Below are 24,329 nucleotides of genomic sequence, written 5' to 3' on the forward strand. Positions count from 1 at the left end.
ACGATGCAAGCGCTTCCTGCAACCGACCGCCAAGTGCCGTCCTCGACGGCACCGCAGCAATACCTCACGTTTTTGCTGGGTGGGGAAATGTTCGGCCTGGGCATCCTGGGCATCAAGGAAATCATCGAATACCGCATCCCCACCGACGTGCCGATGATGCCGCCGGCACTGCGCGGGGTGATCAATCTGCGTGGAGCGGTGGTACCGGTGGTGGATCTGCAGCAACGCTTCGGCCGCAACGCCAGCGCGATCACCAAGCGCAGCTGCATCGTGATCGTGGAGATCGCGCATGGCCAGCTGCATCGGGTGCTCGGGCTCCTGGTGGATGCGGTCAGCGAAGTGCTGGAAATCGCGCCTTCCGACATCGTCGACACGCCCAGCTTTGGCGCCGGCATCGCGCGCGACTTCATCCACGCCATGGGCAAGATCGGCGAGCGCTTCGTGATCCTGCTCGATGCCGATGCCGTGCTGGGCAACGACACGCTCGCCCAGCTGCCGGCCGCCGAGCTGGCGGCCTGACCTCACGCATGCACTCAAGGACTCCCATGCGCCCCGCCCTTCTCTCCTGCAACTGCACGCTGGCCGGCCCGGTCCTGGTCGTGGACGACAGCGTGGTCCAGCGCGAACACGCCATGGCGCTGTGTCGCCAGCTCGGCGCAAGCGTGGTCGACGGTGCCGTCGACGGAAACGCGGCACTGGAATGGCTGACGCGCGCCCAGGCGCCATCGTTGTTGCTGGTGGATCTGGAAATGCCGGGCATGGACGGCGTGCAGTTGCTCGACGCCCTGGCGCGCGGCAAATACAGCGTGCCGGTGGTGGTGGTCTCGCAACGCGGCGGTGCCTTGATCGATGCAGTGATGCAACTCAGCCGCAGTGCCGGCGTGCGCGTGCTCGGCGGCATCGAAAAGCCGATGAACCTGCAAGATCTGGCCACCGTGCTGGATTGCGAACCGGAGCCGGCCGCCGATGCACCGGCATTCGCGCCGGTGGCGATCTCGCCGCTGATGTCCAGCGGTGGTGCCGCCGCCTCGCGGCTGGACCGTGCCATGCGCCGCGGCGAGATCCGTGTGGCCTACCAACCCAAGCTCGACCTGAAGGACGGCCGCCTGCGTGGCGTGGAAGCGCTCGCACGTTGGCGCCGCCCGCAAGGCGACATGATCGGCCCGGACCGTTTCATTCCGCTGGCCGAACGCGAAGGCTTGATCCACGCGTTGACGCAGCAGGTCATCGACAAGGCCATCGCGCAATTGGTGGACTGGCGCGCCGAAGGCTTGGACCTGAGCCTGGCCTTGAACCTCTCGCCCCGGCTCTTGGGCGAAGACCATTTTCTCGAAGAGCTGTGCGCCAAGCTGGGCGAGAATGGCCTGAGCCCGGCCGACCTGGTGCTGGAACTCACCGAAAGCGCCATCGTGGAGCCGGCCAATGCGCTGAGCATGCTGGCGCGTTTGCGCCTGCACGGGTTCGGCCTGTCCATCGACGACTACGGCACCGGCTTCTCCTCGCTGCAGCGGCTGGCCAGCATTCCCTTCACCGAACTCAAGCTGGACCGCAGCTTCGTGCATGCAGCGCATCGCAGCCGCAGCCAGCGCACCGTGCTCGAATCGACGCTGGAGCTGGCGCATCGGCTCGAACTCACCGCCGTGGCCGAAGGCGTGGAAACGCCCGACGACTGGCGGCTGCTGCGCGAACTTGGCTGTGACCTGGCACAAGGCTATCTGATGGCCTCGCCGATGCCCGGGCCGATGCTGTCGGAGTGGTGGCGCGAACACGCCATGCGCATCGCACGCCTGAGCGACAGCACGTTCCACAGCGATGCGGACGTGGCCTGAGCCGATGAGCACCGCGACCGCCATCACCGAACAGGAGTTCGGCCGTTTCCAGCGCTTCATCTTCGAAGCGGCCGGCATCACCATTTCCTCCGGCAAGAAGGCGATGCTGTGCGGCCGCCTGGGCAAGCGCCTGCGCGAACATCAGTTCAGCACCTATACGCAGTACCTGCAGCTGCTGGAAAGCCGCCAGGACCGCAGGGAAATCCAGACTGCGATCGACCTGCTCACCACCAACGAAACCTATTTCTTCCGCGAGCCCAAGCATTTCGAGCTGCTGCGCAGGCTGGCCGGCGAACACCGTGGCGGGCTGCCGTTCCGCTGCTGGAGCGCGGCCAGTTCCAGCGGCGAAGAGGCCTACAGCATGGCCATGGTGCTGGACGACACCTTGCAGGGCCGCCCGTTCGAGGTGGTGGGCACCGACATCAGCACGCGCGTGCTGGCCAAGGCGCGCACCGGCCATTACGCGCTGCAACGTATCGACGGCATCCCGCAGGCCTATCTCAAACGCTATTGCCTGCGTGGCCAGGGCGAGTACGACGGCACCTTGCTGGTGGAGCGGCGGCTGCGCGAGCGCGTGCAGTTCGTGCACGCCAACCTCAATGCCGCGTTGCCGGCACTGGGCAGCTTCGATGCGATCTTCCTGCGCAATGTGATGATTTATTTCAACGGCCAGACCAAGCGCGAAGTGATCCTGCGCGTGCTGTCCAACCTCAAGCCGGGCGGGCACTTCTGCATCGGCCATTCGGAAAGCCTGAGCGAACTCGACATCGATCTGGTCCAGGTGGCACCCTCGATCTTCCGCAAGGCATGACCCAAGGATTCACCGTGTCCACAGCGCTCCATCGCCCCGCCGCCAACCCTACGACCATCAAGGCCATGGTGGTCGACGATTCGGCAGTGGTACGCCAGGTGCTGGTGGGCGTGCTCAACGACGCGCCGGGCATCGAGGTCATCGCCACTGCCGCCGACCCGCTGCTGGCGATCGAAAAAATGCGCCAGCACTGGCCGGATGTGATCGTGCTGGACGTGGAAATGCCGCGCATGGACGGCATCACCTTTCTGCGCAAGATCATGAGCGAGCGGCCCACGCCGGTGGTGATCTGCTCCACGCTTACCGAAAAAGGCGCGCGCGTCACCATGGATGCACTGGCCGCCGGCGCGGTGGCGGTGGTGACCAAACCCCGCCTGGGTCTGAAACAATTTCTCACCGACTCTGCCGACGAACTGGTAGCGACGGTGCGCAGCGCAGCGCGCGCCAACGTCAAGCGGCTGGCGGCGCGCGTGACTGCCGCGCCGCTGGAAGCGGAGGTCAAGCACACCGCCGATATCATCCTGCCGGCACAAAGCGGACGTGCGCTGGCGCAGACCACCGAACGCATCGTCGCCATCGGCACCTCCACCGGCGGCACCCAGGCCCTGGAAGAAGTGCTCACCGCGCTGCCGCGCGTCTGCCCCGGCATCGTGATCGTGCAGCACATGCCGGAGAAATTCACCGCTGCCTTCGCCGCGCGCCTGAACGGCCTGTGCCAGATCGCCGTCAAGGAAGCCGCCAACAATGACCGGGTGATGCCGGGCCGTGCATTGATCGCACCGGGCGGCAAACATCTGCTGCTGCGTCGCAGTGGCGCGCAGTATTTCGTCGAAGTGCTGGAAGGCCCACCGGTCAACCGGCATCGCCCGTCGGTCGATGTGCTGTTCCGCTCGGCCGCGCGCGCGGCCGGCAGCAATGCGCTGGGCATCATCATGACCGGCATGGGCGACGATGGCGCCGCCGGCCTGCTGGAAATGCGCCAGGCCGGCGCACGCACGGTGGCACAGGACGAACACACCAGCATCGTGTTCGGCATGCCCAAGGAAGCGATCAAGCGCGGCGGCGCAGACCGTATCCTGCCGCTGGGCGCGATGGCGCGCGAGATCGTGACGCAGCTGCAGTGACGCGACGGACGTCCACGTCACGCGCTCAACGCTCTGACAGAGCCACCGCGTCTACCGCGTCTTCCGCGCGACAGACCCACTGCACCTGCTGGACAGAGCCTGTGCACCTGCTGGACACAGCCATTGCCCATGCTCCAATGCAGCCATTGCGTCTGCTCCAACGCAGCCACTGCGTCTGCGCCGCATCGACGCGCGCATTCTCCTGTCCATGAAAGACCGCCACATTCCCTTCTCCCGCCAGCGGGAGAAGGTGCCCGAAGGGCGGATGAGGGCAACACGCTAACCAGCCAGCTACAGCTGCGACTCCAGCGGCAACCAGCCCATTACCGCTGCTGCGCCACGTCGCCACACGCTCGCCGCCGGCTCGCGCGACCACACCTCGGGCGGCTGCGCGGCATCGTCGTGCCAACGCAGCTCGCCCTGCTCCAGGGTCACGCGGTAACTCACCGGCGCACTGATCTTGTGGTTGTACAGCCGCTCCAGCTCCGCGGTGACCAGGAGGTCGTTGAACAGCAGGCCCATTTCGGTATTGAGGTTCATCGAACGCGGGTCCAGGTTGAACGAGCCGATGAAACCGCTGCTGTCGTCCACGACAAACGCCTTGGTATGCAGGCTGGCGCCGCTGGAACCGAACAGGCTGCCGTCCGGCTTGCCCATCGGCTTGAGCTCATGCAGGCGCACGCCCTGCTGCAGGAGCGGCACGCGATAGCCGGCATAGCCGCTGTGCACGGCCACCACGTCGTTGGCCGCCAGCGAGTTGGTCAGAATGCTCACGCGCACATCGCGCTGGCGTAGGTTGCCGATCCAGCGCATGCCCTCGTCGCCCGGCACGAAATACGGCGAGATCACTTTGAGCTCGCGCTGTGCGTGCGCCATTTCGCCGATCAGCACCGGCGTCATCCAGTCGGCTTGCGGCGGCGCACCTTCGGCTTTTTCCGGCGGGTCGGAGACGATGCGCGCCTGCGACACCCAGTGCACCGGTCGGTCGCCCTGCATCAGTTCACGCACGCTTGGCGAGCGCTTGAGCCGCTCCACATACGGATGCGCGCGCACCGATGCCATGCCCGCGTCCAGGCTGCCACGCAAGGCCTCCAGTGCCTGCGGCTTTGCGGTGACCAGCGCAGACAGCGGCAAGGCATTGGGGCTGTTCCAGTACGCGTCGAACACCTGCTCGGCCTGGCCCACCGCCGGCCCCATCAGCGCCGCATCCATATCCATGAAGTTGGTGTCGCGCGCCGCATCGAAATATTCGTCGCCCACGTTGCGCCCACCCACCACCGCGATGCGGCCATCGGCAATCCAGGCCTTGTTGTGCATGCGGCGATTGATGCTGAACATGCGCAGCACCATCTCCACCCCACGCATCAAGGTGCCTTCTCGCGCGCGCGTGGGGTTGAACAGGCGAATCTCGATCAGCGGATGGCTATCCAGGGCAGCCAGCACCGAATCGCTGCCATGGATATTCATGTCGTCCAGCAACAACCGCACGCGTACGCCGCGATCGGCCGCGCGCAGCAATTCGTTATGCAGCAGGTTGCCGGTGAAATCGGCATGCCAGATGTAGTACTGCAGATCCAGGCTGCGCCCGGCCGCACGCGCGGTGAGCGCACGTACCGCAAACGCATCGACGTTATCCGGCAGGATCACCATGCCGGTCTGATCGACGTGCGCCTGTTGCAGTGGCGCCACCACCTTGTCGATGGGCGTCGCCACCGCCGTGGCAGGCAGCACGTGACTGACCGGCCCGCGTTGGCGGTCGGCAAAGCGCCCGTAGCCGTACAGCGATAACGCGCTGGCCAGCACCAGTACCAGCAGCGCAATGCCGAACCATTTGAAAAATTTCCGCTTTGTCACTGCCGATTCCGCGATGCGCAGCGCGGCAGTGTAGAGCCCACGCGGGCAGGCCGGTGTGCAGACGCCGCCACAAGCAACCTCGACAATTCCGCGAAAAACAGACGGGTGTCGTGGAAGTGTCGTGGAGCGAGTACTCGCAGCACCGCGTGCTGCACAGGGCGAACGTGGTGGTTTACGGCGTCATCAGCGGTGTGGCGCGCCAGCTGCCGAAGCACCGGCGCGCGCCCGCGGCGCTTACCAGATGGTCACCCGCTCCTTGTCGCCACGTACCATCGCATCGCCGGGCTTGCACTGGAACGCCTGCGCAAACGCCGGCATGTTCGACGGCGCACCGTTGGCGCGGAAATTCGCCGGTGCGTGCGGATCGGTGTTCAGGCGCACGCGCAATTCGCCATCGGTGAAGTTGCGGCGCCAGACCGTGGCCCAATTCATGAAGAACCGCTGGTCCTGCGAATAACCATCGATCTGCGTGTTGGCGGCCGGCTGCTCCTGCAACGCCATTTGCAAGGCATCGTACGCCACGGTCAGGCCGCCCAGATCGCCGATGTTCTCGCCCAGCGTCAGCTTGCCTTTGACGTGCACGCCCTTGATCGCTTCATAGCCATCGAACTGTGCCACCAGCCTGTCGGTGCGCTCGGTGAACAGCTTGCGGTCTGCATCGGTCCACCAGCTATCGAAGTTGCCCTTGGCATCGAACTGGCTGCCGGAATCGTCGTAGCCGTGCATCATTTCGTGCCCGATCACCGCACCGATGCCACCGTAGTTCAAGGCAGGATCGGCCTTGGGGTCGAAGAACGGCGGCTGCAGGATGGCGGCCGGAAACACGATCTCGTTGCGTGTGGCGTTGTAGTACGCATTGACCGTCTGCGGGGTCATGTGCCACTCGCGCTTGTCGACCGGCTTGCCGATCTTGTCCAGCATGTCGCGGTAGTTGAATGCCTGCGCGGCCTGCATGTTGGCAAGAAAGCCGTCGCCACGCGTCTGAAGGCCCGACCAATCGCGCCACTGGTCCGGGTAACCGATCTTGGGAGTGAAGCTGGCCCATTTCTCCAGTGCGCGCTGTTTGGTGTCCGCGCTCATCCAGTCGAGCTTTTCCAGCCGCGCCTTGAGCGCCGCCGACAGGTTTTGCACCAGTTGCTGCATCTGCTCCTTTGATTCGGCCGGGAATGCAGATTGCACATACAGCTGGCCCAGGGCCTCGCCCATCGCCTCGTTGACCGCATTCAAGGTGCGCTTCCAGCGCGGCAGCATGTCCTGCTGGCCGCGCAGGGTCTTTGCGTAGAAATCGAAATTGGCCTGCTCGAACGGCTTGGCCAGATACGGCGCCGCTTCGTCCACCGTATGGAAGCGCAGATACGCCTTCCAGGTAGCGATCGGCGTATCGGCCAGCATCGCATCGAGCTCGGCGAAATAGCCCGGCTGGCTCAGCGAGAAGGTGCCGGCCGGCACCTTGAGCGCTGCGAAAAACGCCTTCCAGTCGAAGTGCGGCGTGATGGCGTTGGCGCCGGCCACATCGACCGGGTTGTAGCGCTTGGCCGGGTCGCGCAGTTCGATACGCGACAACGACGCATTGGCCAGGCGCGTCTCGAACGCCATCACCGCCTTGGCCTGCGTGGCCGCCTGCGCTGCCGGGATACCCGACAGCTCCAGCATCCGCGCGATGTAGGCCAGGTACTGCTCGCGGATCTTTGCTTGCGCCGGATCGGTGTAATAGCCCTTTTCGGGCAAGCCCAGACCACCCTGCCCTGCGTAGGCGATCATCTGCTCGGAATTCTTGTAGTCGGCATTGGCACCGAACGAAAACACCAAGCCCTGGCCTTGCGCATAACTGTTGCGCAACCAGGCGGCGATGGACGGCGCATCGGTCAATGCGTCGATGTCCTTCAACTGCGGCTGCAGCGGCGTAATGCCCGCTTTGTCGATCGCCGCTTCATCCGAGCCGGTCCGCCACAGGTCGGCGATCTTGGCATCCACCGAACCGGCCGACAGATTGCCGCGCGCCAGTTGCTCCACCAACGCGTGCTGGATGGTCAGCGAGCGCTCGGCCAGCACCTCAAAGCTGCCCCAGCTGGTGCGATCGGACGGCACCGGATTGGCCTTGAGCCACTTGGCGTTGACGAACCCGTTGAGGTCCTGACACGCAGCGATGCTCGGGTCCAGGTCGCTGCTGCTGAATGCCACGATCGGCGCATCGAGCTTGGACACATCCACCTTGGTCGATACCGCCTGCGGCGCGGCAGGCGCCACCTTGGCGGTGTCATCGGAGGCGCCGCACGCAGACAGCGCGACCACGATGGCGACCGCAAGCGACAGCGGAGCTAACTTGCGCAACTTCATTGAATTCTCCAGGGCATGACCGCGCAGGTGCGATCGAAAAAAGTCGACATCCGGTCGGCAAGCGCCGGCGAAGAACCGCGCAGCGCAGGCGCCCGCCTCTTCGTCAGTCGCTCTGCAACCGGCCAGACCATATCCGTGCAGCGGCACCGCAACATGAAGTCGATGCCGTGCGCCATGAAAGTCCATTGCATCTGTACAGCACGTGCGCGTCCGTCATCGGCACCGCCACGCACTGCTTCCACTCCACCTGCATGCCGGCGCAACGCGCGCCATCGCATGCGCTCAACGCCGCGCGTAAAACGGCGCCATCACCAGATACACCGGATACGCCAGCACCATCAGCGCCAGGGCGACCTCGTGCCCCGACGCCGCATCGGCCCACGCTTCCATCTGTGGCGCCGGCCCAGCCACGCCAAACCCCAGCAACAGCGCCCCCATCGCGCAGATCAGCAGTGCCAGCGCCAGCCCCGCGCCTGAGATGTCGCCAGCAGCCAAGGCGACAAACGCGGCCCCGCCGGCCACCAGCATGCCGAGCGTCACCAGATACGCGCGACAGTAAACGGCAGTCATCTGCCGGGTTCTCCGTTTGCCGGACATCGTGTCTCGCCTGCGCCTCGGTGCCGAGCGCGTATTACCCTCTCGCACCGCTTCCATTCATCACCGCACGTAGCCGCTTGCAGCCTCATGCGCACAAGAACGCGCGCTGCGCGCACCGCACGCAGCGCTGCAACCGCCGGCGGCGATTACTTCGCCTTGCCCTGGTTGGCCACCGCTTCGGCCGCGCGCTTGGCCGCTTCCGGGTCGCCCAGGTAACGGAAGCTGCGCACCTGCAGGTTGTCGTCCAGCTCGAACAGCAACGGGATGCCGGTGGGGATGTTGAGCTCGAGGATCTGCTCGTTGGAGACATCGTTGAGGTACTTGTACAGCGCGCGCAGCGAATTACCGTGCGCGGTCACCAGCACGGTCTGCCCGGCCTTCAACTGCGGCGCAATCGCGTCGTGCCAATACGGCAACACGCGTACCAGCGTGGTTGCCAACGACTCGGTCCCCGGCAGCGCATTGCGGTCCAGGGTGGCGTAGCGCCGGTCATGGCACGGGTGGCCCGGGTCGTTGACGTCCATCGCCGGCGGCGGGATGTCGTAGGAACGGCGCCAGATCTTGACCTGCTCCTCGCCGTGCTTGGCCGCGGTTTCGGCCTTGTCCAGGCCTTGCAGGCCACCGTAGTGGCGCTCGTTGAGGCGCCAGCTCTTGGACACCGGCAACCAGTCCTGGTCCAGTTCCTTCAATGCGCCCTGCAGCGTGTGGATGGCGCGCTTGAGCACCGAGGTGTGGGCGACATCGAACTGCAGCCCTTCGTCCTTCATCAGCTTGCCGGCCGCCACAGCTTCCTGGCGGCCCTGGTCGGTGAGTTCCACATCCACCCAGCCGGTGAAACGGTTGTCCAGATTCCATTGGCTCTGGCCATGGCGCAGCAGTACGAGTTTGCGGGTCACTACGGTTCTCCGATTGGGGCCGATCAGCCTGCGATTGTAGCGGCAGCGCGTGCATCGCAGGCGTGCACGAGATCGCCACAGGCAGCGCGCGATGCTTTCGCAATGCAGACCAACGATCCCGTCTTCGCCGGTTGGGACGGCAGCGTGATTCAGGCGCGACAGTTGCAGCAGCAACTGGCACGGCGCGTGGTGCTCGATGACGCGGTGAGCGCAACGCCGCAGTTGCTTGCAGGGTTCGATGTCGGTTTCGAAGACGATGGCCAGATCACCCGCGCGGCTGCCGTGTTGCTGGATGCGCAGACGCTGCTCCCGCTGGAAACGCACGTCGCGCGCGTGCCGACCTCGATGCCCTATGTCCCCGGCCTGCTCAGTTTTCGCGAATTGCCCGCATTGCTGCAGGCCCTGGCGCTGCTGTCGCGTACGCCGGATCTGGTGTTCATCGATGGCCAGGGCATCGCGCATCCGCGCAGGCTGGGCATCGCAGCGCACTTCGGCGTGGTCACCGGCCTGCCGTGCATCGGCATCGCCAAGCAGCGCCTGGCCGGCAGCTTCGCCGAGCCTGGGCCCGAACGCGGCGACCACACGCCGATCCTGCTGGGCGGTGCGCAGATCGGCTGGGCACTGCGCAGCAAACCGCGTTGCAACCCCTTGATTGTCTCGCCCGGCCATCGCGTGTCGATGCAAGGCGCGCTCGACTGGACCCTGCGCACATTGCGCGCCTATCGCCTGCCCGAGCCTACGCGCCTGGCCGACCGGCTGGCCTCGCGCCGCGGCGAGGTGACGGTACCGGTAGCCTGCTCCGGTCAGCTGCTGTGAGCAGGCGTCGCGTCAGCGGCCACGTGCCACAGCCCCAGCGCCGGCCGCATAGGCACGGCGCTGGGGCAACCCATCAGTTGTAAGTGATGACGATGCGACCGGAGCCGTCGATCCGGAAGAAAATCATTTGCTTGTCTGACGGAGGCCGGTAATTCACCAAAGAGCCCACTGCATAGGGCTGATCGCTGCACGAGGACGAGGACGCAGCGACCTGATAGGTGGTCGCTGTGCTGAGCGTCGGCCCTGCAACACTCCTGCCGGAGTAGACCGCATAGCAGCCGACCGCGCTTCCATTTATCAGGAATGCCAGCGAGCGGACATTGGCGGACGCACTGATGATGCGACTGGGGAGGGCCCGGGCGCTCTGCGCACTACCAAGGCAGGGCGCCAACGCTGCCATCACCAAGAAGAGCAGCGATGTTGTCTTCCTTCCTGAGATCGATAAGGACATAACGTATTCCTCGGATTGGGAGTGAGAATCTGAAACGCATCGAGTAAAACGCTAAAGCGCGAGCGACTTGCCGCCAGGTGTGCACCGCAGACGATGCGCAGCAAGCGACCGTTGCCGATCCGTCACCTGAGACGCATGCAATGAAGGCCAAAGCGCTCGTGGATCGTGCAGCGCCGCCATTATTCATGGCGCGATGACGCACGTGACCTGGCACGCTGCATTTAGGATGCGGCGGTACGTTTCCCGCCATGCAACTTCGTTCGTGTTGCAACTTCGCCGCTGCCAGAACCTCGTCCACCGATACCTGGCGGCAACAGCGGTGGCGAGGCCTGGAGACAGCCGCTTGCGTTGCAAGATCAGGCCGGCCATGGCGGCCACAAGCGCCCCGGGCCTTGCCGATGGGAAACATGCGCACGGCAATGGCGCCCGCGCCGAGCTTCAGTAGTGCGGCCTGCATGATCCCGGACCGCAGCGCTGGATGCGTCGTCTTCGCTGCCAACAATGTCCTCGTTGGCACCGCATCTGCCTGCAAAAGAACGGCGCTGTCTCGCGATGGGCAGCTGCTACCTCGTGCCGCGCCCGCACGGCGTTCGCGGTGCGGCACTCGCTGCCGCGCCGATGGCGCGCTCCCCCGACGCGCAGGAAGCGCCATGACCCGGACACTGCGTTTTACGCCACGCACCCGCCCCGGCCACCGCGCATGCGAAGCTCGTGCCCACGTCATCAACTCCGCGAGACCGCGCATGACCACCCTGATCGCTCCACGCGTCCATGACATCGGCGGCCTGGAAGTGCGTCGCGCCGTGCCCACCCTGCAGGCGCGCAGCGTCGGCCCGTTCGTGTTCGTCGACCACATGGGCCCAGCCGTGCTGGAGCCCGATCACGGCATCGATGTACGCCCGCATCCGCACATCGGCCTGGCCACGGTCACGTTCCTGTGGGCCGGCGAAATCGGCCACCGCGACACGCTGGGCTCGGATCAGGTGATCCGCCCCGGCGACGTCAACTGGATGACCGCCGGCCGCGGCATCGCCCATTCCGAACGCACGCCTGGCCCGGAGCGCGCACGCGAACACGCCTTGCACGGTATGCAGACCTGGATCGCCTTGCCGCGCTCGGCCGAAGAAACCGCGCCCGCGTTCCATCACCACGCGGCGGCAAGCCTGCCGCAGCAGCGCCGCGACGGCGTGTGGCTGCGCGTGATCGCCGGCCGCGCATATGGCGAGGAATCGCCGGTACAGGTGTTCAGCGGCACGCTGAATGTGGCGCTGGATCTGGCGCCCGACGCCGAACTGGATCTGGACACCGGGCACGCCGAGCGCGCCCTGTACATCCTGGAAGGCCAAGCGCAGCTGGACGGTGCCGACGTGCCAGCTCGCCACCTGATCGTGCCCTCGCCCGGCGCCCGCGGCCGCCTGCGCGCCAAGACCCCGCTCAAGGCGATGCTGCTTGGCGGCGAGCCGCTGGATGGGCCGCGTCATCTATGGTGGAACTTCGTGTCCAGTTCCAAGGAACGCATCGAGCAGGCCAAGGACGACTGGCAGGCAGGCCGCTTCGGCAGCATTCCCGGCGACGACGAGGAGTTCATTCCGCTGCCCGAGTCACCGGCCCCGAAACCGGTTAATTACCCTTGAAACCGTGCGCTGCGCGGGTGGACCAACACGCGCGATCACCAGGTCTCTTACCGGAAGTGCCACGCTGCACATGCGATGCCAGGCACAGGTGCGACACCACTTGAGCTGACTCGCAAAACTGTGGTAGTGATGGCCCTGTAGACGGAGCGCGTTGCGTAGACGGCAGTCCTTGGACGGGGAGTTCGAGGCACTGCAACGGCACGAAATCGGCGCGCCCGCATCGTCATCCAATGCCGGGGAATCGTGTATGAAGTCTGCATCCTGCCTTGTTGGCCTGAGCTTGCTGCTGGCCGCTGCCACCGCCCATGCCCAGACCTCGCCGGTCTGCCCGCCGTTGCCACCGGCCTCCGGCCTGCAGTGGAACGAGCTCGCCGGTGCCGATTACCTGGTCTGCAAGGCCATGACTGCCGATGGCCGGCAGGTGGTCGGCGTGATGCTCACTACCCGCGACCCGGCGATGACACTGGCACGCGAGCGGCGCGCCGAAAAGGGCCAGATCCAGCAGGAAGACTTCTACTGGTACAAGCTCGATCTGGGCGGCCGCGACATGCCGGGCACGGAATCGCGCCGTGTCACCGTGGTCGAACTGGGCAAGAAGCGCTACGCCCAGCTGTGGATCGACGGCGGCAGCACCGAAGAACTCGCCTCGATGCAGTCGATGGTGCAGAACATGGATCTGCAGCCGGCCAGCCTGGCGCTGCAGCGCTGACGCAGCGCGCGTCACAGCCCCGCGCACTGCTGCTGCACCTGTCTTGCAGCGCGCGGGTTTGCCGGCACGCTGCAGACAGTATCTGACGATATCTGCCGCGAGCGTGTCGCCGCAGATCACCATTGCGCACTGATGCTCGTGCCCTCGCGTGTCGCGCCGACGCGCATGAGGCGACGCCCGAGCGGCTTGCGCATGCACCAAGCGCACCGATGCGTCCAGCCGCTCAACGATTTTGATTCCGGCGGCCACCACGTGCGGCGGCGATGGGCTGGAGAACGCTCACGGTTGCAAACGTTGGAGCAGTGGCGCACGTCATGTCGGCATACGCCCGGAATCGGCGTGGACCGATCGCTCGTTCCAATTCCGATTCCGCATTCACCGAACCCAAAGACTGCCGGCAAGCGTCTGTCAGTCGCTTCGAATCGCCGTGTCTCCACCGCCGCCAGCCGCCTGCAACTGAGTCTCGATGCGCACCTCGCCGGTCAGCAGGCGATGGATCGGGCATTTGTCGGCCACCTCCATCAACCGTGCGCGTTGCTCGTCGTCGAGTGCACCGTCAAGCACCACCGCGCGGGCGATCGCCGTGCCGGCAGCGCCGCGCTGCGTGTAACGCAGATGCACGTGCACCGCCGTCAGCGGCCACTGCTTGCGCGCGGCCACCATCGACACCGTGATGGCGGTGCACGCACCCAGTGCGCCCAACACCTGCGATTCGGGATCCGGCCCGGCGTCGCTGCCACCATTGGCCGGCTGCGTATCGCCGCTCCAGGTGTGCAGCCCGTCGTGGATGCTGACCGTGTACGGCACCGTGCCGGTGCGCACGCTGACGGGCCGGTCACTCATTGCCCGCTCCTGTTGTCGTACGCGGGCCGGTTCAAAACCGGCCTTCCTGGAAATCGACGAACGCCTGCATCAGCTCCTGCTTGGTGTTCATCACGAACGGGCCATGCCGCATCACCGGCTCGTTGAGCGGGCGGCCCGCGACCAGGATCAGCTGCGCACCGTCGGCACCGGCTTGCAGGCGCAGGCGCTGTCCGCCACCCAGCACGGCCAGCTGCTGCGCCGGCAACACGCGCGCGGTGTCGCTCTCGCCCACCGTCAGCGCGCCCTCGAAGGCATACGCGAACGCGTTATGTCCGCTGGGCAGCTGATACTCCCATTCCACGTTCGGCTCCAACGCGATATCCAGGTACACCGGGCTCGTTGCAGGTTGCACGATCGGCCCGACCACCTCGCCGACCGCACCGGCAATCACCTTGACCGTCACGCCGGGCGCCGGATGCGCCACCGGAATGTGGTCGGGTGCGTACTCCTGGTACTTGGGATCGGTCATCTTCTCGCGCGCCGGCAGGTTCACCCACAACTGAAAGCCGCGCATGCGCCCGGATTCCTGCTCCGGCATTTCCGAATGGATCAGCCCGCGCCCGGCGGTCATCCACTGCACGCTGCCCGGCGTCAGCAGGCCTTCGTTGCCGTGGTTGTCCTTGTGGCGCATGCGCCCGTCGAGCATGTAGGTCACGGTCTCGAAACCGCGATGCGGGTGGCTGGGGAAACCGGCCAGATAGTCTTCGGCCTTGTCGGTGCCGAATTCGTCCAGCATCAGGAACGGGTCCAGCTCCGGCAGCTGCTGGGTGCCGATGACGCGGGTCAGTTTGACCCCGGCCCCGTCGGAGGTCGGCATGCCGCGAATGGTGCGCAGTACGTGCGCTGCTGTGGTGGTCGTGGTGCTCATCGCTTGTCCCTGTGCCCTGTGGCGAAGCGCCAATGATGGGTGCGCGCGGGCCGCCGCCCAACCGCGACCATTGCAACCGATCGTTCCAAACGCCGCCAGCGTGCCAGCGCTCTAACCGATCTATGACCGCAGCACCCTACGACCAAAGTTTTAACCCGTTGCGCCCGCCTGGCATTGACCGCAGCCGGGCGTGGGGGGACCCTTGAACGAATCGTTCCTGAGGGGCATGCATGAAAGGGTTCTCCAAGCTGGCCTGGGGCGCGTTGGCGCTGCTGGCCGCGTTCTGCCTGGGTACCGTTGCGCTGCGGCGTGGCGAGCACATCAACGCGTTATGGATCGTGGTGGCCGCGGTGTCGATCTATCTGATCGCCTACCGGTTCTACAGCCTGTTCATCGCCGACAAGGTGATGCAGCTGGACATCACCCGCGCCACCCCGGCGGTCGCCAACAACGACGGCCTGGATTACGTGCCCACCAACAAGCACGTGCTGTTCGGCCATCACTTCGCCGCCATCGCCGGCGCCGGGCCGCTGGTCGGCCCGGTGCTCGCCGCACAGATGGGCTACCTGCCCGGCCTGCTGTGGCTGGTGGTGGGCGTGGTGTTCGCCGGTGCGGTGCAGGACTTCGTGGTGCTGTTCCTGTCCAGCCGTCGCAACGGCCGCTCGCTGGGCGATCTGGTGCGCGAGGAAATGGGCCAGGTGCCCGGCACCATCGCCCTGTTCGGCGCCTTCCTGATCATGATCATCATCCTGGCGGTGCTGGCGATGGTGGTGGTCAAGGCGCTAGCGGAAAGCCCATGGGGCATGTTCACCGTCATCGCCACAATGCCCATCGCGATCATGATGGGCGTGTACATGCGCTACATCCGCGTCGGCAAGATCGGCGAGATCTCGGTGGTGGGGTTGATCCTGCTGCTGGGGGCGATCTGGCTGGGCGGCAAGGTGGCCGCGGACCCGACCTGGGGCCCGGCCTTCACCTTCACCGCCAAGCAGATCACCTGGATGCTGATCGGCTACGGCTTCGTCGCCTCGGTGCTGCCGGTGTGGCTGCTGCTGGCACCGCGCGACTACCTGTCCACCTTCCTCAAGATCGGCACCATCCTGGCCCTGGCGATCGGCATCCTGGTTGTCATGCCGGACCTGAAGATGCCGGCGCTCACGCAATTTGCCTCCACCGGCGATGGCCCGGTCTGGAAGGGCGGCATCTTCCCGTTCCTGTTCATCACCATTGCCTGCGGCGCGGTCTCCGGCTTCCATGCGTTGATCGCGTCCGGCACGACGCCCAAGCTGCTCGCCAACGAAGGCCACATGCGCTACATCGGCTACGGCGGCATGCTGATGGAATCGTTCGTGGCGATCATGGCGCTGGTGGCCGCGTCGATCATCGAGCCGGGCATCTACTTCGCCATGAACAGCCCAGCCTCGCTGGTGGGCACCGACACTGTCGCAGTGGCTGCCAAGATCAGCGAGTGGGGCTTCTCGATCACACCGCAGGTACTCGAGGCCACGGCACGCGATATCGGCGAGCACAGCATCCTGGCGCGCGCCGGCGGTGCCCCTACGCTGGCGGTGGGCATCGCGCAGATCCTGCACCAGTTGCTGCCGGGCGAAGACACCATGGCGTTCTGGTATCACTTCGCCATCCTGTTCGAAGCCCTGTTCATCCTGACCGCGGTAGACGCCGGCACGCGCGCCGGCCGCTTCATGCTGCAGGACCTGCTGGGCAACTTCATCCCGGCGTTGAAGAAAACCGAGTCGTGGACCGCCAACATCATCGCCACCGCCGGTTGCGTGGCGCTGTGGGGCTACCTGCTCTACACCGGCGTGATCGATCCGTTCGGCGGCATCCAGACCTTGTGGCCGTTGTTCGGCATCTCCAACCAGATGCTGGCCGGGATCGCGTTGATGCTGGGTACGGTGGTGTTGTTCAAGATGAAGCGCGACCGCTACGCCTGGGTCACCATCGTGCCGGCGCTGTGGCTGTTGTTGTGCACCACGTACGCCGGGTTGATCAAGATCTTCGACAGCAACCCGGCGCAGGGCTTCCTGGCGCAGGCGCACAAGTTCCAGGCGGCCATCGCCAGCAACACCATCACCGCGCCGGCCAAGACGGTGCCGCAGATGCAGCAGATCGTCACCAATGCCTATGTCAACACCGGGCTGACCGTGCTGTTCCTGTTCGTGGTCGGCTCGATCCTGATCTATTCGATCAAGACGATCGTGGCAGCACGCCGCAACCCGCAGCGCACCGACCGCGAAACCCCGTACGTGGCGTTGCAGCCGCATCAGATGGCAGACCTGTAATGGGCACGCAACTCGTCCTGGCCAGTCACTATCAGGCGCATCGCCGCATCTGGCGGCGCCTGATCCAGACCGCACGGCTGTGCTGCGGCATCCCCGACTACGACAACTACGTGCGCCACATGCTGGAAAAGCATCCCGATAAACCGGTGATGGACTACCCCGCCTTCTTCCGCGAGCGCCAGGATGCGCGCTATGGCGGCAAGAGTGGGTTTCGCTGTTGTTGATCGGTGACGGTTGATTGCCTGGCCGGTCGTCGGCCGATCAAGAGGTAGAACCGCAACAGGGCGCGATGCGAATCGCGCCCTGTTGCGTTGGCTCGACCGCAACTCGATAAAACGAATCACGTAATGGCGCATTCGCTCGTCGCAGCGCCTGTCGATGTGATGGCCAATCGATCCGCAGCAAAAACCCAATCGACGCGTGCAGGAACCTGTTCGCGGCAGCGAGCTGCTTTCACCAGGCGTCAGTCAACTGTCTAGTGCGGTGTCCTCGCCACTTGCGGGACCGTTGGCGGCATGGATGCCGCCAACGACTCCCATGGACGGGTTCACGGCGTATCCCGCAAGCGGCGAGGAAACCGCGCACTCGACGACCCAGCTTTTGAATGCGTCAAGATTGGGCGATGACGCGAATCGCGATCACTCGGACGGATCGCAACGTCCAATCCATCAATTGCAGGACACTACCCGCGCATTGGCTGCGGGCCCTCTCACGTTGGTCGTTACGCATGTTTCGACAAGACAACCGAACACCTTGCGGCGCGGTGTCCTCGCCGCTGGCGGGACGGGGCCACTGCGTACCCATGACACCGCCCCCCCTCACCAAGCTGCCGCCTTACCCAGCCCGCTTTTGCGCCAACCGCGCGAACAGCGCAGGCAAATCACGCATGTCGTCGAACACTTCAAGCACACCAATGCGGCGCAGGGTGTCGCCATGCCCCGGTGGAATGTGGCTTGCACCGGTAAACCCCAGCACCTGCATGCCGGCCGTCACGGCCGCGGTTGCACCGGTGGGGCTGTCTTCGATGACCACACAACGCTGCGGCGCGACTCCGGCGGTGCGTGCCGCCAGCAGATACACGTCCGGTGCCGGCTTGGGCCGCTCCACCATGTCGGCACTGAAAATACGTCCCGCCGCGCGTGCGGTGAGCCCGGCCCGTTCCACCGAGGCAATCACATTGTGGCGCCGGCTATTGGAGGCCACCGCCAACGGCAATGGAATCTGCTCCAACGCCTCGCGTACGCCTGCGATCGGCTGCACCTGCGCCTGGATCAAGGCCTCGCTGCGCGCCTGGATCTGCGCGAGCAGGGTCTCTGGCAACTGCAATGCAAAGCGCTCTTCCACCCGCCGCAGCACCTCGCGCGTGGTCTGCCCGAAGGTGGTTTCCAGCAGCTGTTCCAGCGGCTCGCTTGGCACGAAAGACGCCAGCGCCTCACGCATTACCCGGTCGGCCAGTATCTCGCTGTCGACAAGAACGCCATCACAGTCACTGATCAGTAGCTCGTACTCCATCGCACCCATCTGCCCACAAAGCGCCATTATGCCGGCCCGGGTGTGACCGTCGGCTGTGGGGCAGCAGGCTGTGGCGATGGACACTTCGCCGCTTGCAGCATGCGCACCATCAGGACAGGCGGCCCCGAGCATGCGGCCCACAGCACCGTCATGTCACACGCCGTACCGTCATGTCACAAAAAGCCATGTCACGAAATCTTACCGCAAGCGATTTTTCCAGCTGCTAGGATCTGCCCCGCTGCGGCGGGACTTGCTGCAGCGTCATCAGGAATGCGATCAGGAGAAGGAGATTTCGATGCAACCGCGATTCCCCGCCCTGCTCGTTCTTGCGACCTCGTTTTTCGCGGTCTCATGCACCGCCTCGCCCGGTGCCAAGGAGCAAACCACCATGTCAGCCACGCTGCAGGACCACACCGTCGCCTTCCGCGACCCCGCCCTGACCGACATCGCCCAGGCCATTGCGCACGGTGATGTGGCCCGGATCAAGGCACTCGCCCCCACTGTCGATCTCGCCGCGCATGGCGATCAAAACGTCACCTTGCTCGAATGGGCAATCTGGAACGAACAACCGCGCGCGCTGGCCGCATTGCTCGATGCAGGCGCAGACCCATCGCTCCCCGGCATGGACCAGGAAACGGTCGTGCACATAGCCGCCATGGCGCAAGACCCGCAGTATCTGCAGATCCTGTTGCAGCACAAGGCGCCGATCGATGTCGTCAGCGCGCGGGCGGGCTGGACGCCGCTGTTTCGCGCGGTGCAGAGCAAGCGCGATGCGCAGATCGATTTGCTGATCAAGGCCGGTGCAGATGTACAGCGCGTCGACCACACCGGCAACAGCCTGCTGCACCTTGCGGCGCAAAGTGGCGCAGCCAGCCCTGCAGTGCTCACCCTGCTCAAGGCCGGTGTCGATCCCACCGTGCGTAATGCCCAGCAGAAGACCTTCCAGGCGTATTTCTTCACCACGCCGGACCGCCTGCTCAACGCCAGCGGCCAGCAGGTCAGGTCGGACGTACGCGCGTGGTTGAACGCCCACAACATTCCCGTGGAAAGCAGCCGCTAAGCGCGCTTTTCGCATGACGAACGCAAGGAGCCGCGCATGAGCCCGTCAGAATCCTCTTCTTCCACCCCGTTCGCAGAATCGATGCGCGGGCAACAACCGCATCCGGAAGACCGCCAGCTTCCAGCGATGCTGCAGGACCTTTACGCCACCGCCGCGCAGCGACGCGAAGGCGGTGCCGAAACCTTTGCCGCCCTGCCCAATGGCTGGTCGCGCATGGACGACCGCGCGCTGCAGCAGGCAGGCATCGACCCTGCCCTGCTGCACGACGCCAAGAGCGGCTTCGATGCCGCGTTCTATCGCAATGATCAGGGGCAGGTGGTGCTGGGCTTCTGCGGCACCGACGAAGGCAAGGACTGGAAGCACAACATCGGCCAGGGCCTGGGCTTGGACGATGCGCAATACGCTTCGGCGATCCAGCTCGGTAGCCAGGCCAAACAGGCGTTCGGCGACCAGGTGGTGATCAGCGGGCATTCGCTGGGCGGCGGTCTGGCCGCGGCATCGGCAATGGTCAACGACATTCCGGCGGTGACCTATAACGCCGCCGGCGTCAACGACCGCACGCTGGAGCGCCAAGGTCTGGATGCATCGGCGGCCAAGGATTACGCCAACAGCGAATTGATCCGCGGCTACCACGTCAAGAACGAAATCCTGACCCATCTGCAGGAAGACAGCATCCCGCTCAAATGGGCCATGCCCAATGCGGCCGGTCATCAGATCGAACTGCCCGAACCGGACCCGTTGTCCTTCGGCCAGCGTCTGGTGCCGGGCATGATGCTCAAGCATCGGCTGGATCTGCACGGCATCGATTCGGTGATGAAGGCGCAGGACATGCAGTTGCAGGACCAGGCGCGCGGCACCGCATTGCAGCCCGGCAGCCAGCTATTCAACGACGCGGTGGTGCAGTTGGATGGGCAACGCGACCGCCTGGGGCTGCGCGACGACACCGCGTTTCTCAATACCGCTGCCAGCGTGGCCGCGCGTGCAGGCAACGATGGCTTGCAACGTATCGATCACCTGGTGCCCAACCGTGACGGCGACAGCCTGATCGCGGTGCAGGGGCGCATGGACGACCCGGCCCATCTGCGCAGCCATGTGCAGACGGCATCGGCAGCCAACGAGCCGGCGCAGACCAATGTCAGCCAGCTGCACCAGCACAATCAGCAACACACCCAGCAGCCGCCGCAGCAGCAGGAAGAGCAGCGCCGGGTGATTCAGCAGTAAGGCGCCAGTGGCCCGCGCAATGTCGCGGGCCACTCTTCGCCTGCACGCGGCTGGCAGCAGCGCGTCAAGGTCTTGCGCGCGATCGCTGTCGGCTTCGCGCAGTGCAGCGTGTCTTTGAGACTAGCGCGCGTATTCGAACCGCGGCGCGACATGGCCGACACCGTGTCATCGGAGTCGTCAGCCAATCGCGCACGGTGCGCAGAAGCGGCATGCCAGGCGCGGCACATGGCGCAACGCCGAGCATCGCCCAGCCCAGCCGCACTGGCGATTGCACAGCGGTGTGATACCTCGCTCGGTCGCTTCATCGTGGCGTTGCAGATTGCGGCGCGAGTTATCCAGCGCCTGCCATCGCCCGCAAGGTAATGCCGACCAGATAGGCTAGATAGGTGCCGGTGGCGTAGCCCATCGTGCCCAGCAGCACACCGACCGGCGCCAGAGCCGGGTGAAATGCCGCGGCAACCACCGGCGCGGAGGCCGGGCCGCCGATATTGGATTGCGAGCCGATCGCAAAATAAAAGAACGGCACCCGCAACAACCGGCCAAGCCCCCATAACACGGCAATGTGCACGGCAATCCAGATCAGGCCGAGCAGGAACAACCATGGCCGGTCCAGCAGCGCCAGCAGATCCATCTGCATGCCGATGCAGGCGATCAGGAAATACAGCAGCAAGGTGCCGATCCTGGACGCGCCCGCGCCCTCCAGCGTGCGCGCACGGGTAAAGCTCAGCAGCAGGCCCAGGCTGGTCGCCAGCACCACCACCCACACGAACGGCGTGTCCAGGCTGAACTGGCTGGCCCAATCCAACTGCGCCTTGCACCACGCGGCAAGGGGATCGGCCAGGGCATGCGCAAGGCCGACACCGCCGAATGCCACCGCCACGATCACCATCAAGTCGGCCAAGCTGGGAATGCGCGCATGCTCGGCCTGGAAGCGCGCCATGCGCTCCTGCAAGGCATCCAGCGCCCGGGTGTCGGCACCGCTGCGTGCATCGATCTTGCGCGCGCGGCCGGCCAGGAAGATCAGCGCCGCCATCCACACATAGCCCACGCCGACATCGACCACCGCGAACTGCCCGAACGTGGTTGCGTCCACATCGAACACCTCGCGCATCGCCAGCATGTTGGCGCCACCGCCGATCCAGCTGCCCGCCAGCGCTGCCATGCCGGCCCAGGTATCGCCGGCCACGGTGGCCGGATGCAGCCAGCGCATCACCCAGAACGCCACCACCGCACCCAGCATGATGCTCAGCGATGCGCCCAGATACATCGCCACCAGCTTGGGGCCGAGCCGCAGGATCGCGCGCAGATCGATGCTCAAGGTCAGCAGGATCAATGCCGCAGGCAGCAGCACGTCACGGGCGATCGGGTTGTACAACCGGGTGTTGGCACCATCGATCAAACCGACCGTGTTGTAGATGCCGGGCAGCAGATAACACAGCAACAAGGCCGGCACCACCGCGTAGAAACGCCGCCAGAACCCCTGCTCCCGCGCAGACGTCCAGAACACTGCGCCCAGGGTGGCGGCGATCAGGCCGAACACAACGATATCGTTTCGAATCAGCGCAGCACCGGCAGCATTCACGACAGGCGGACATCCAGAGAAGTAGCCGCCAGAGCGCGGACCGGACCCAGGTGGCCGATACCTCGAATCTAGCCGACCCGGACGTCTGCGCAAACCCCGCACAGCTGCGGACAGCCGCCACCGTGGGCAATGGTTTACTGCAGCAAGCGACAGCGTTGCCTACGGCCTCAGCCGTAACGCCGCACCACCCGATCGCCGCCTCCGGTGTTGACCACCACGCCGCTGGGCTGGCCGGTGGTCAGGCAGTGCAGCTTTGCCATCCATTCGGCAAAGTCCAGGGCGCCCTGCTCGCGCAAATACCGCAGCGGCGACCAGTGCGGGCGGGTTACCCACCAGCCGCCCTGTGCGGGGTGGATGCGTACGACATAACGAGACTCGTCCATCAGGCCTCCGGCCAGTGCGTCTAGCGGTCGAGCAAAGGCGCATGGGGCGTGGGGCCGCGATGCGCGAGGAATGGGAACGCCTTCTCCCGTCCGGTATGCCGGCGTGCCCTTACTCAAGGGGCCGCGGGAGAGTAGCCAATGGCCCCGCGTCCGGCATAGCCAGGATGTTCTTTTATGCATGCCAATGCCGTCGGGCTGACACTGGCAGGTCGGTAGGAAAATTCTTACGTGACACACATCACGTCCAGCGCTACATTCGGTCAGGACTGGTGAACGCCGCGTCATCAGCAACCGTCAGACGGGCGTGGACGGTGCGCAGTGGGTGATCAGTCGCTCTTGAAGACTGCCTCTGGGGAGGGGTTGCATGCATCTGCTTAGGAAATTCCAGTTTTCGGTCAAGACCGCCATGGTCATTGGCTATGTGTTGGTGATCAGGGAAGCGGTCGTGCTGTGGTCGTAAGGCTGTTGCACGGTTGAGCGCGTCGGCCAGGCATGTCGGTTGGCGGGCTGCAAAAAAGAGGTAACGCGCCTGGACCGGTGTCGGTGATCGGCACCGGTCACGTCAGCGTGCGTGCAGTGACGGTGCCTGCCGCTGACGGTGCGGCCGGCGCCGATCGTGTCAGGACCCAGGCTGCCAGAGATTTGCGTGCGTACCCGTCACGGCGTCTCAGTCCGCATCGACCCAGCCGCGCTGCTGCGCGGCGGCCAGATCCGCCGGCGTGTCGATATCCAATGCCAACGCCGGGGCGCTTACGCACCCCAGGCTCTGCATGTCCAGGCTGGCGAACAGGCCCCGCAAGCCGCTATCGGCCTGCAATGGCACATCCGCCCAGGCCGCATGCGTGACCACCGCGGGAATGCCGCGCACGCCGCTGTAGCCACTGGTTGCACACCCGGAGACGGCGCGATCGGCTTCTTCCAGCAGGGAGCGCAGATGCGGGGCATCCAGCGCAGGCTGATCGCACCCCAGGATCAGGCTGCGTCGCAATGCCGGGTCGCCCTGCACATGCCGGCGCAACGCGGCCAGGCTGGAGCCCATGCCCTCGGACCAATCGGGGTGCCGCAGTATTTCGACATCCAGATCCTGCAACACCTCGCTCAACGCATCAGCATCGGCACCCAGCACGACCACGCAGCGGCGTGGCGCAGTCAGTAACGCAATGCGAGCGGCGCGATGCAGCAACGGCTCGCCATCGCGCATCAGCAATTGCTTCGAGCGGCCAAGCCGGCGCCCTGCCCCGGCGCCCAGCACCAGTGCGGCATGATCGCCACTCATGCGCCGCACGCTGCCGGCGTGGCGGCAGCAGCGTGCGGCGCTGGTTGCCAGACGGCGGGAGCGTGGCGCTTTCCGACGTCGTCACCACGTGCGGAATGGTGGGTGGCGAAGAAGCTAACGCGAACAGCATCACGCGATACGTCGACGTGGCGATCCGGAACAGGGGTCATGGCGACGTGCTGCTTGAATGGAAGACAGCTGC

The 24,329-nt window shown here is 65.4% G+C and carries 23 protein-coding genes; 11 read left to right on the forward strand and 12 right to left on the reverse strand.

Annotated elements, in window-relative coordinates:
• Window positions 1-3 precede the first annotated feature (3 nt).
• The 4 genes from ACCQ15_RS14435 to ACCQ15_RS14450 are packed head-to-tail and all read left to right on the forward strand — an operon-like array spanning window position 4 to window position 3,764.
• Window positions 4-519, forward strand: a complete 516-nt coding sequence (locus ACCQ15_RS14435; protein ID WP_372380718.1) for a chemotaxis protein CheW — start codon at window positions 4-6, stop codon at window positions 517-519.
• 26 nt (window positions 520-545) lie between these two features.
• The gene (locus ACCQ15_RS14440; RefSeq protein WP_029819860.1) at window positions 546-1,829 is read left to right on the forward strand and encodes an EAL domain-containing response regulator; all 1,284 of its coding nucleotides are present in this window, start codon (window positions 546-548) and stop codon (window positions 1,827-1,829) included.
• Between the two features lie 4 nt (window positions 1,830-1,833).
• Window positions 1,834-2,640: a CheR family methyltransferase gene (locus ACCQ15_RS14445; RefSeq protein WP_039417054.1), complete on the forward strand. Its 807-nt coding sequence runs from the start codon at window positions 1,834-1,836 to the stop codon at window positions 2,638-2,640.
• Window positions 2,637-3,764, forward strand: coding sequence for a protein-glutamate methylesterase/protein-glutamine glutaminase (locus ACCQ15_RS14450; RefSeq protein WP_218496133.1), 1,128 nt, complete (start codon window positions 2,637-2,639; stop codon window positions 3,762-3,764). Before ACCQ15_RS14445 ends, ACCQ15_RS14450 begins: the two co-directional genes overlap by 4 nt.
• Before the next feature lie 291 nt (window positions 3,765-4,055).
• On the opposite strand, the gene ACCQ15_RS14455 is transcribed toward ACCQ15_RS14450, so the two are convergent.
• The 5 genes from ACCQ15_RS14455 to gpmA form a co-directional block, all read right to left on the reverse strand.
• Window positions 4,056-5,618: a phospholipase D family protein gene (locus ACCQ15_RS14455; RefSeq protein WP_372380719.1), complete on the reverse strand. Its 1,563-nt coding sequence runs from the start codon at window positions 5,616-5,618 to the stop codon at window positions 4,056-4,058.
• 234 nt (window positions 5,619-5,852) lie between these two features.
• Window positions 5,853-7,955 (reverse strand): M13 family metallopeptidase, encoded by a 2,103-nt coding sequence (locus ACCQ15_RS14460; RefSeq protein ID WP_014090639.1) that lies wholly within the window; start codon window positions 7,953-7,955, stop codon window positions 5,853-5,855.
• Window positions 7,952-8,146 carry a hypothetical protein gene (locus tag ACCQ15_RS14465; RefSeq protein ID WP_506187842.1) on the reverse strand — a complete coding sequence of 65 codons (195 nt, stop codon included), beginning with the start codon at window positions 8,144-8,146 and terminating at the stop codon, window positions 7,952-7,954. Before ACCQ15_RS14465 ends, ACCQ15_RS14460 begins: the two co-directional genes overlap by 4 nt.
• A gap of 91 nt (window positions 8,147-8,237) precedes the next feature.
• A complete protein-coding gene (locus ACCQ15_RS14470; RefSeq protein ID WP_029819865.1) occupies window positions 8,238-8,552 on the reverse strand; it encodes a hypothetical protein in 315 nt (104 codons plus the stop codon).
• Between the two features lie 146 nt (window positions 8,553-8,698).
• A complete protein-coding gene (gpmA, locus tag ACCQ15_RS14475; protein ID WP_008572455.1) occupies window positions 8,699-9,448 on the reverse strand; it encodes a 2,3-diphosphoglycerate-dependent phosphoglycerate mutase in 750 nt (249 codons plus the stop codon).
• A 102-nt stretch (window positions 9,449-9,550) separates the two neighbouring features.
• Here gpmA and nfi point away from each other — a divergent pair, with 102 nt between their 5' ends.
• Window positions 9,551-10,264, forward strand: coding sequence for a deoxyribonuclease V (nfi, locus tag ACCQ15_RS14480; RefSeq protein WP_014090641.1), 714 nt, complete (start codon window positions 9,551-9,553; stop codon window positions 10,262-10,264).
• Window positions 10,265-10,337: 73 nt separating this feature from the next.
• On the opposite strand, the gene ACCQ15_RS14485 is transcribed toward nfi, so the two are convergent.
• On the reverse strand, window positions 10,338-10,715 hold the full coding sequence (locus ACCQ15_RS14485; RefSeq protein ID WP_127166695.1) for a hypothetical protein: 378 nt from the start codon (window positions 10,713-10,715) through the stop codon (window positions 10,338-10,340).
• Between the two features lie 743 nt (window positions 10,716-11,458).
• Between ACCQ15_RS14485 and ACCQ15_RS14490 the strand changes: the two genes are divergently transcribed.
• Together ACCQ15_RS14490 and ACCQ15_RS14495 are read left to right on the forward strand one after the other, a co-directional pair.
• Window positions 11,459-12,349, forward strand: a complete 891-nt coding sequence (locus ACCQ15_RS14490) for a pirin family protein (RefSeq protein ID WP_031425317.1) — start codon at window positions 11,459-11,461, stop codon at window positions 12,347-12,349.
• Window positions 12,350-12,596: 247 nt separating this feature from the next.
• A complete protein-coding gene (locus ACCQ15_RS14495; RefSeq protein ID WP_031423535.1) occupies window positions 12,597-13,058 on the forward strand; it encodes a hypothetical protein in 462 nt (153 codons plus the stop codon).
• A 408-nt stretch (window positions 13,059-13,466) separates the two neighbouring features.
• Here ACCQ15_RS14495 and ACCQ15_RS14500 read toward each other — a convergent pair whose 3' ends face one another.
• Window positions 13,467-13,901 carry an OsmC family protein gene (locus ACCQ15_RS14500; RefSeq protein ID WP_031423537.1) on the reverse strand — a complete coding sequence of 145 codons (435 nt, stop codon included), beginning with the start codon at window positions 13,899-13,901 and terminating at the stop codon, window positions 13,467-13,469.
• 31 nt (window positions 13,902-13,932) lie between these two features.
• Window positions 13,933-14,790, reverse strand: a complete 858-nt coding sequence (locus tag ACCQ15_RS14505; RefSeq protein ID WP_127166699.1) for a pirin family protein — start codon at window positions 14,788-14,790, stop codon at window positions 13,933-13,935.
• A gap of 230 nt (window positions 14,791-15,020) precedes the next feature.
• Between ACCQ15_RS14505 and ACCQ15_RS14510 the strand changes: the two genes are divergently transcribed.
• On the forward strand, window positions 15,021-17,093 hold the full coding sequence (locus tag ACCQ15_RS14510; protein WP_008572442.1) for a carbon starvation CstA family protein: 2,073 nt from the start codon (window positions 15,021-15,023) through the stop codon (window positions 17,091-17,093).
• Complete coding sequence (locus ACCQ15_RS14515) at window positions 17,093-17,317, forward strand: YbdD/YjiX family protein (RefSeq protein ID WP_003488133.1); 225 nt, start codon at window positions 17,093-17,095, stop codon at window positions 17,315-17,317. The genes ACCQ15_RS14510 and ACCQ15_RS14515 overlap by 1 nt, the downstream gene beginning before the upstream one ends.
• 610 nt (window positions 17,318-17,927) lie before the next feature.
• Here the strand turns inward: ACCQ15_RS14515 and ACCQ15_RS14520 are convergent.
• Window positions 17,928-18,632: an HAD family hydrolase gene (locus ACCQ15_RS14520; protein ID WP_218502138.1), complete on the reverse strand. Its 705-nt coding sequence runs from the start codon at window positions 18,630-18,632 to the stop codon at window positions 17,928-17,930.
• A gap of 223 nt (window positions 18,633-18,855) precedes the next feature.
• Between ACCQ15_RS14520 and ACCQ15_RS14525 the strand changes: the two genes are divergently transcribed.
• Together ACCQ15_RS14525 and ACCQ15_RS14530 are read left to right on the forward strand one after the other, a co-directional pair.
• Window positions 18,856-19,665, forward strand: a complete 810-nt coding sequence (locus ACCQ15_RS14525; protein ID WP_372381567.1) for an ankyrin repeat domain-containing protein — start codon at window positions 18,856-18,858, stop codon at window positions 19,663-19,665.
• Window positions 19,666-19,701: 36 nt separating this feature from the next.
• A complete protein-coding gene (locus tag ACCQ15_RS14530) occupies window positions 19,702-20,886 on the forward strand; it encodes a Tle-like phospholipase domain-containing protein (RefSeq protein ID WP_033478649.1) in 1,185 nt (394 codons plus the stop codon).
• A gap of 331 nt (window positions 20,887-21,217) precedes the next feature.
• Here the strand turns inward: ACCQ15_RS14530 and ACCQ15_RS14535 are convergent, their stop codons facing one another.
• From ACCQ15_RS14535 to ACCQ15_RS14545, 3 genes are all read right to left on the reverse strand, one after another.
• Entirely contained in the window at window positions 21,218-22,468 is a 1,251-nt protein-coding gene (locus ACCQ15_RS14535) for a DUF819 family protein (RefSeq protein ID WP_031423546.1), read from the reverse strand.
• A gap of 167 nt (window positions 22,469-22,635) precedes the next feature.
• A complete protein-coding gene (locus ACCQ15_RS14540; protein WP_008572430.1) occupies window positions 22,636-22,851 on the reverse strand; it encodes a hypothetical protein in 216 nt (71 codons plus the stop codon).
• A gap of 667 nt (window positions 22,852-23,518) precedes the next feature.
• Window positions 23,519-24,127, reverse strand: coding sequence for a nucleotidyltransferase family protein (locus ACCQ15_RS14545; RefSeq protein WP_011348091.1), 609 nt, complete (start codon window positions 24,125-24,127; stop codon window positions 23,519-23,521).
• Between the last annotated feature and the right edge of the window lie 202 nt (window positions 24,128-24,329).

The organism is Xanthomonas sp. NCPPB 1754, assembly GCF_041475725.2.
In the GTDB taxonomy this organism is placed as follows: Bacteria; Pseudomonadota; Gammaproteobacteria; order Xanthomonadales; family Xanthomonadaceae; genus Xanthomonas; species Xanthomonas euvesicatoria.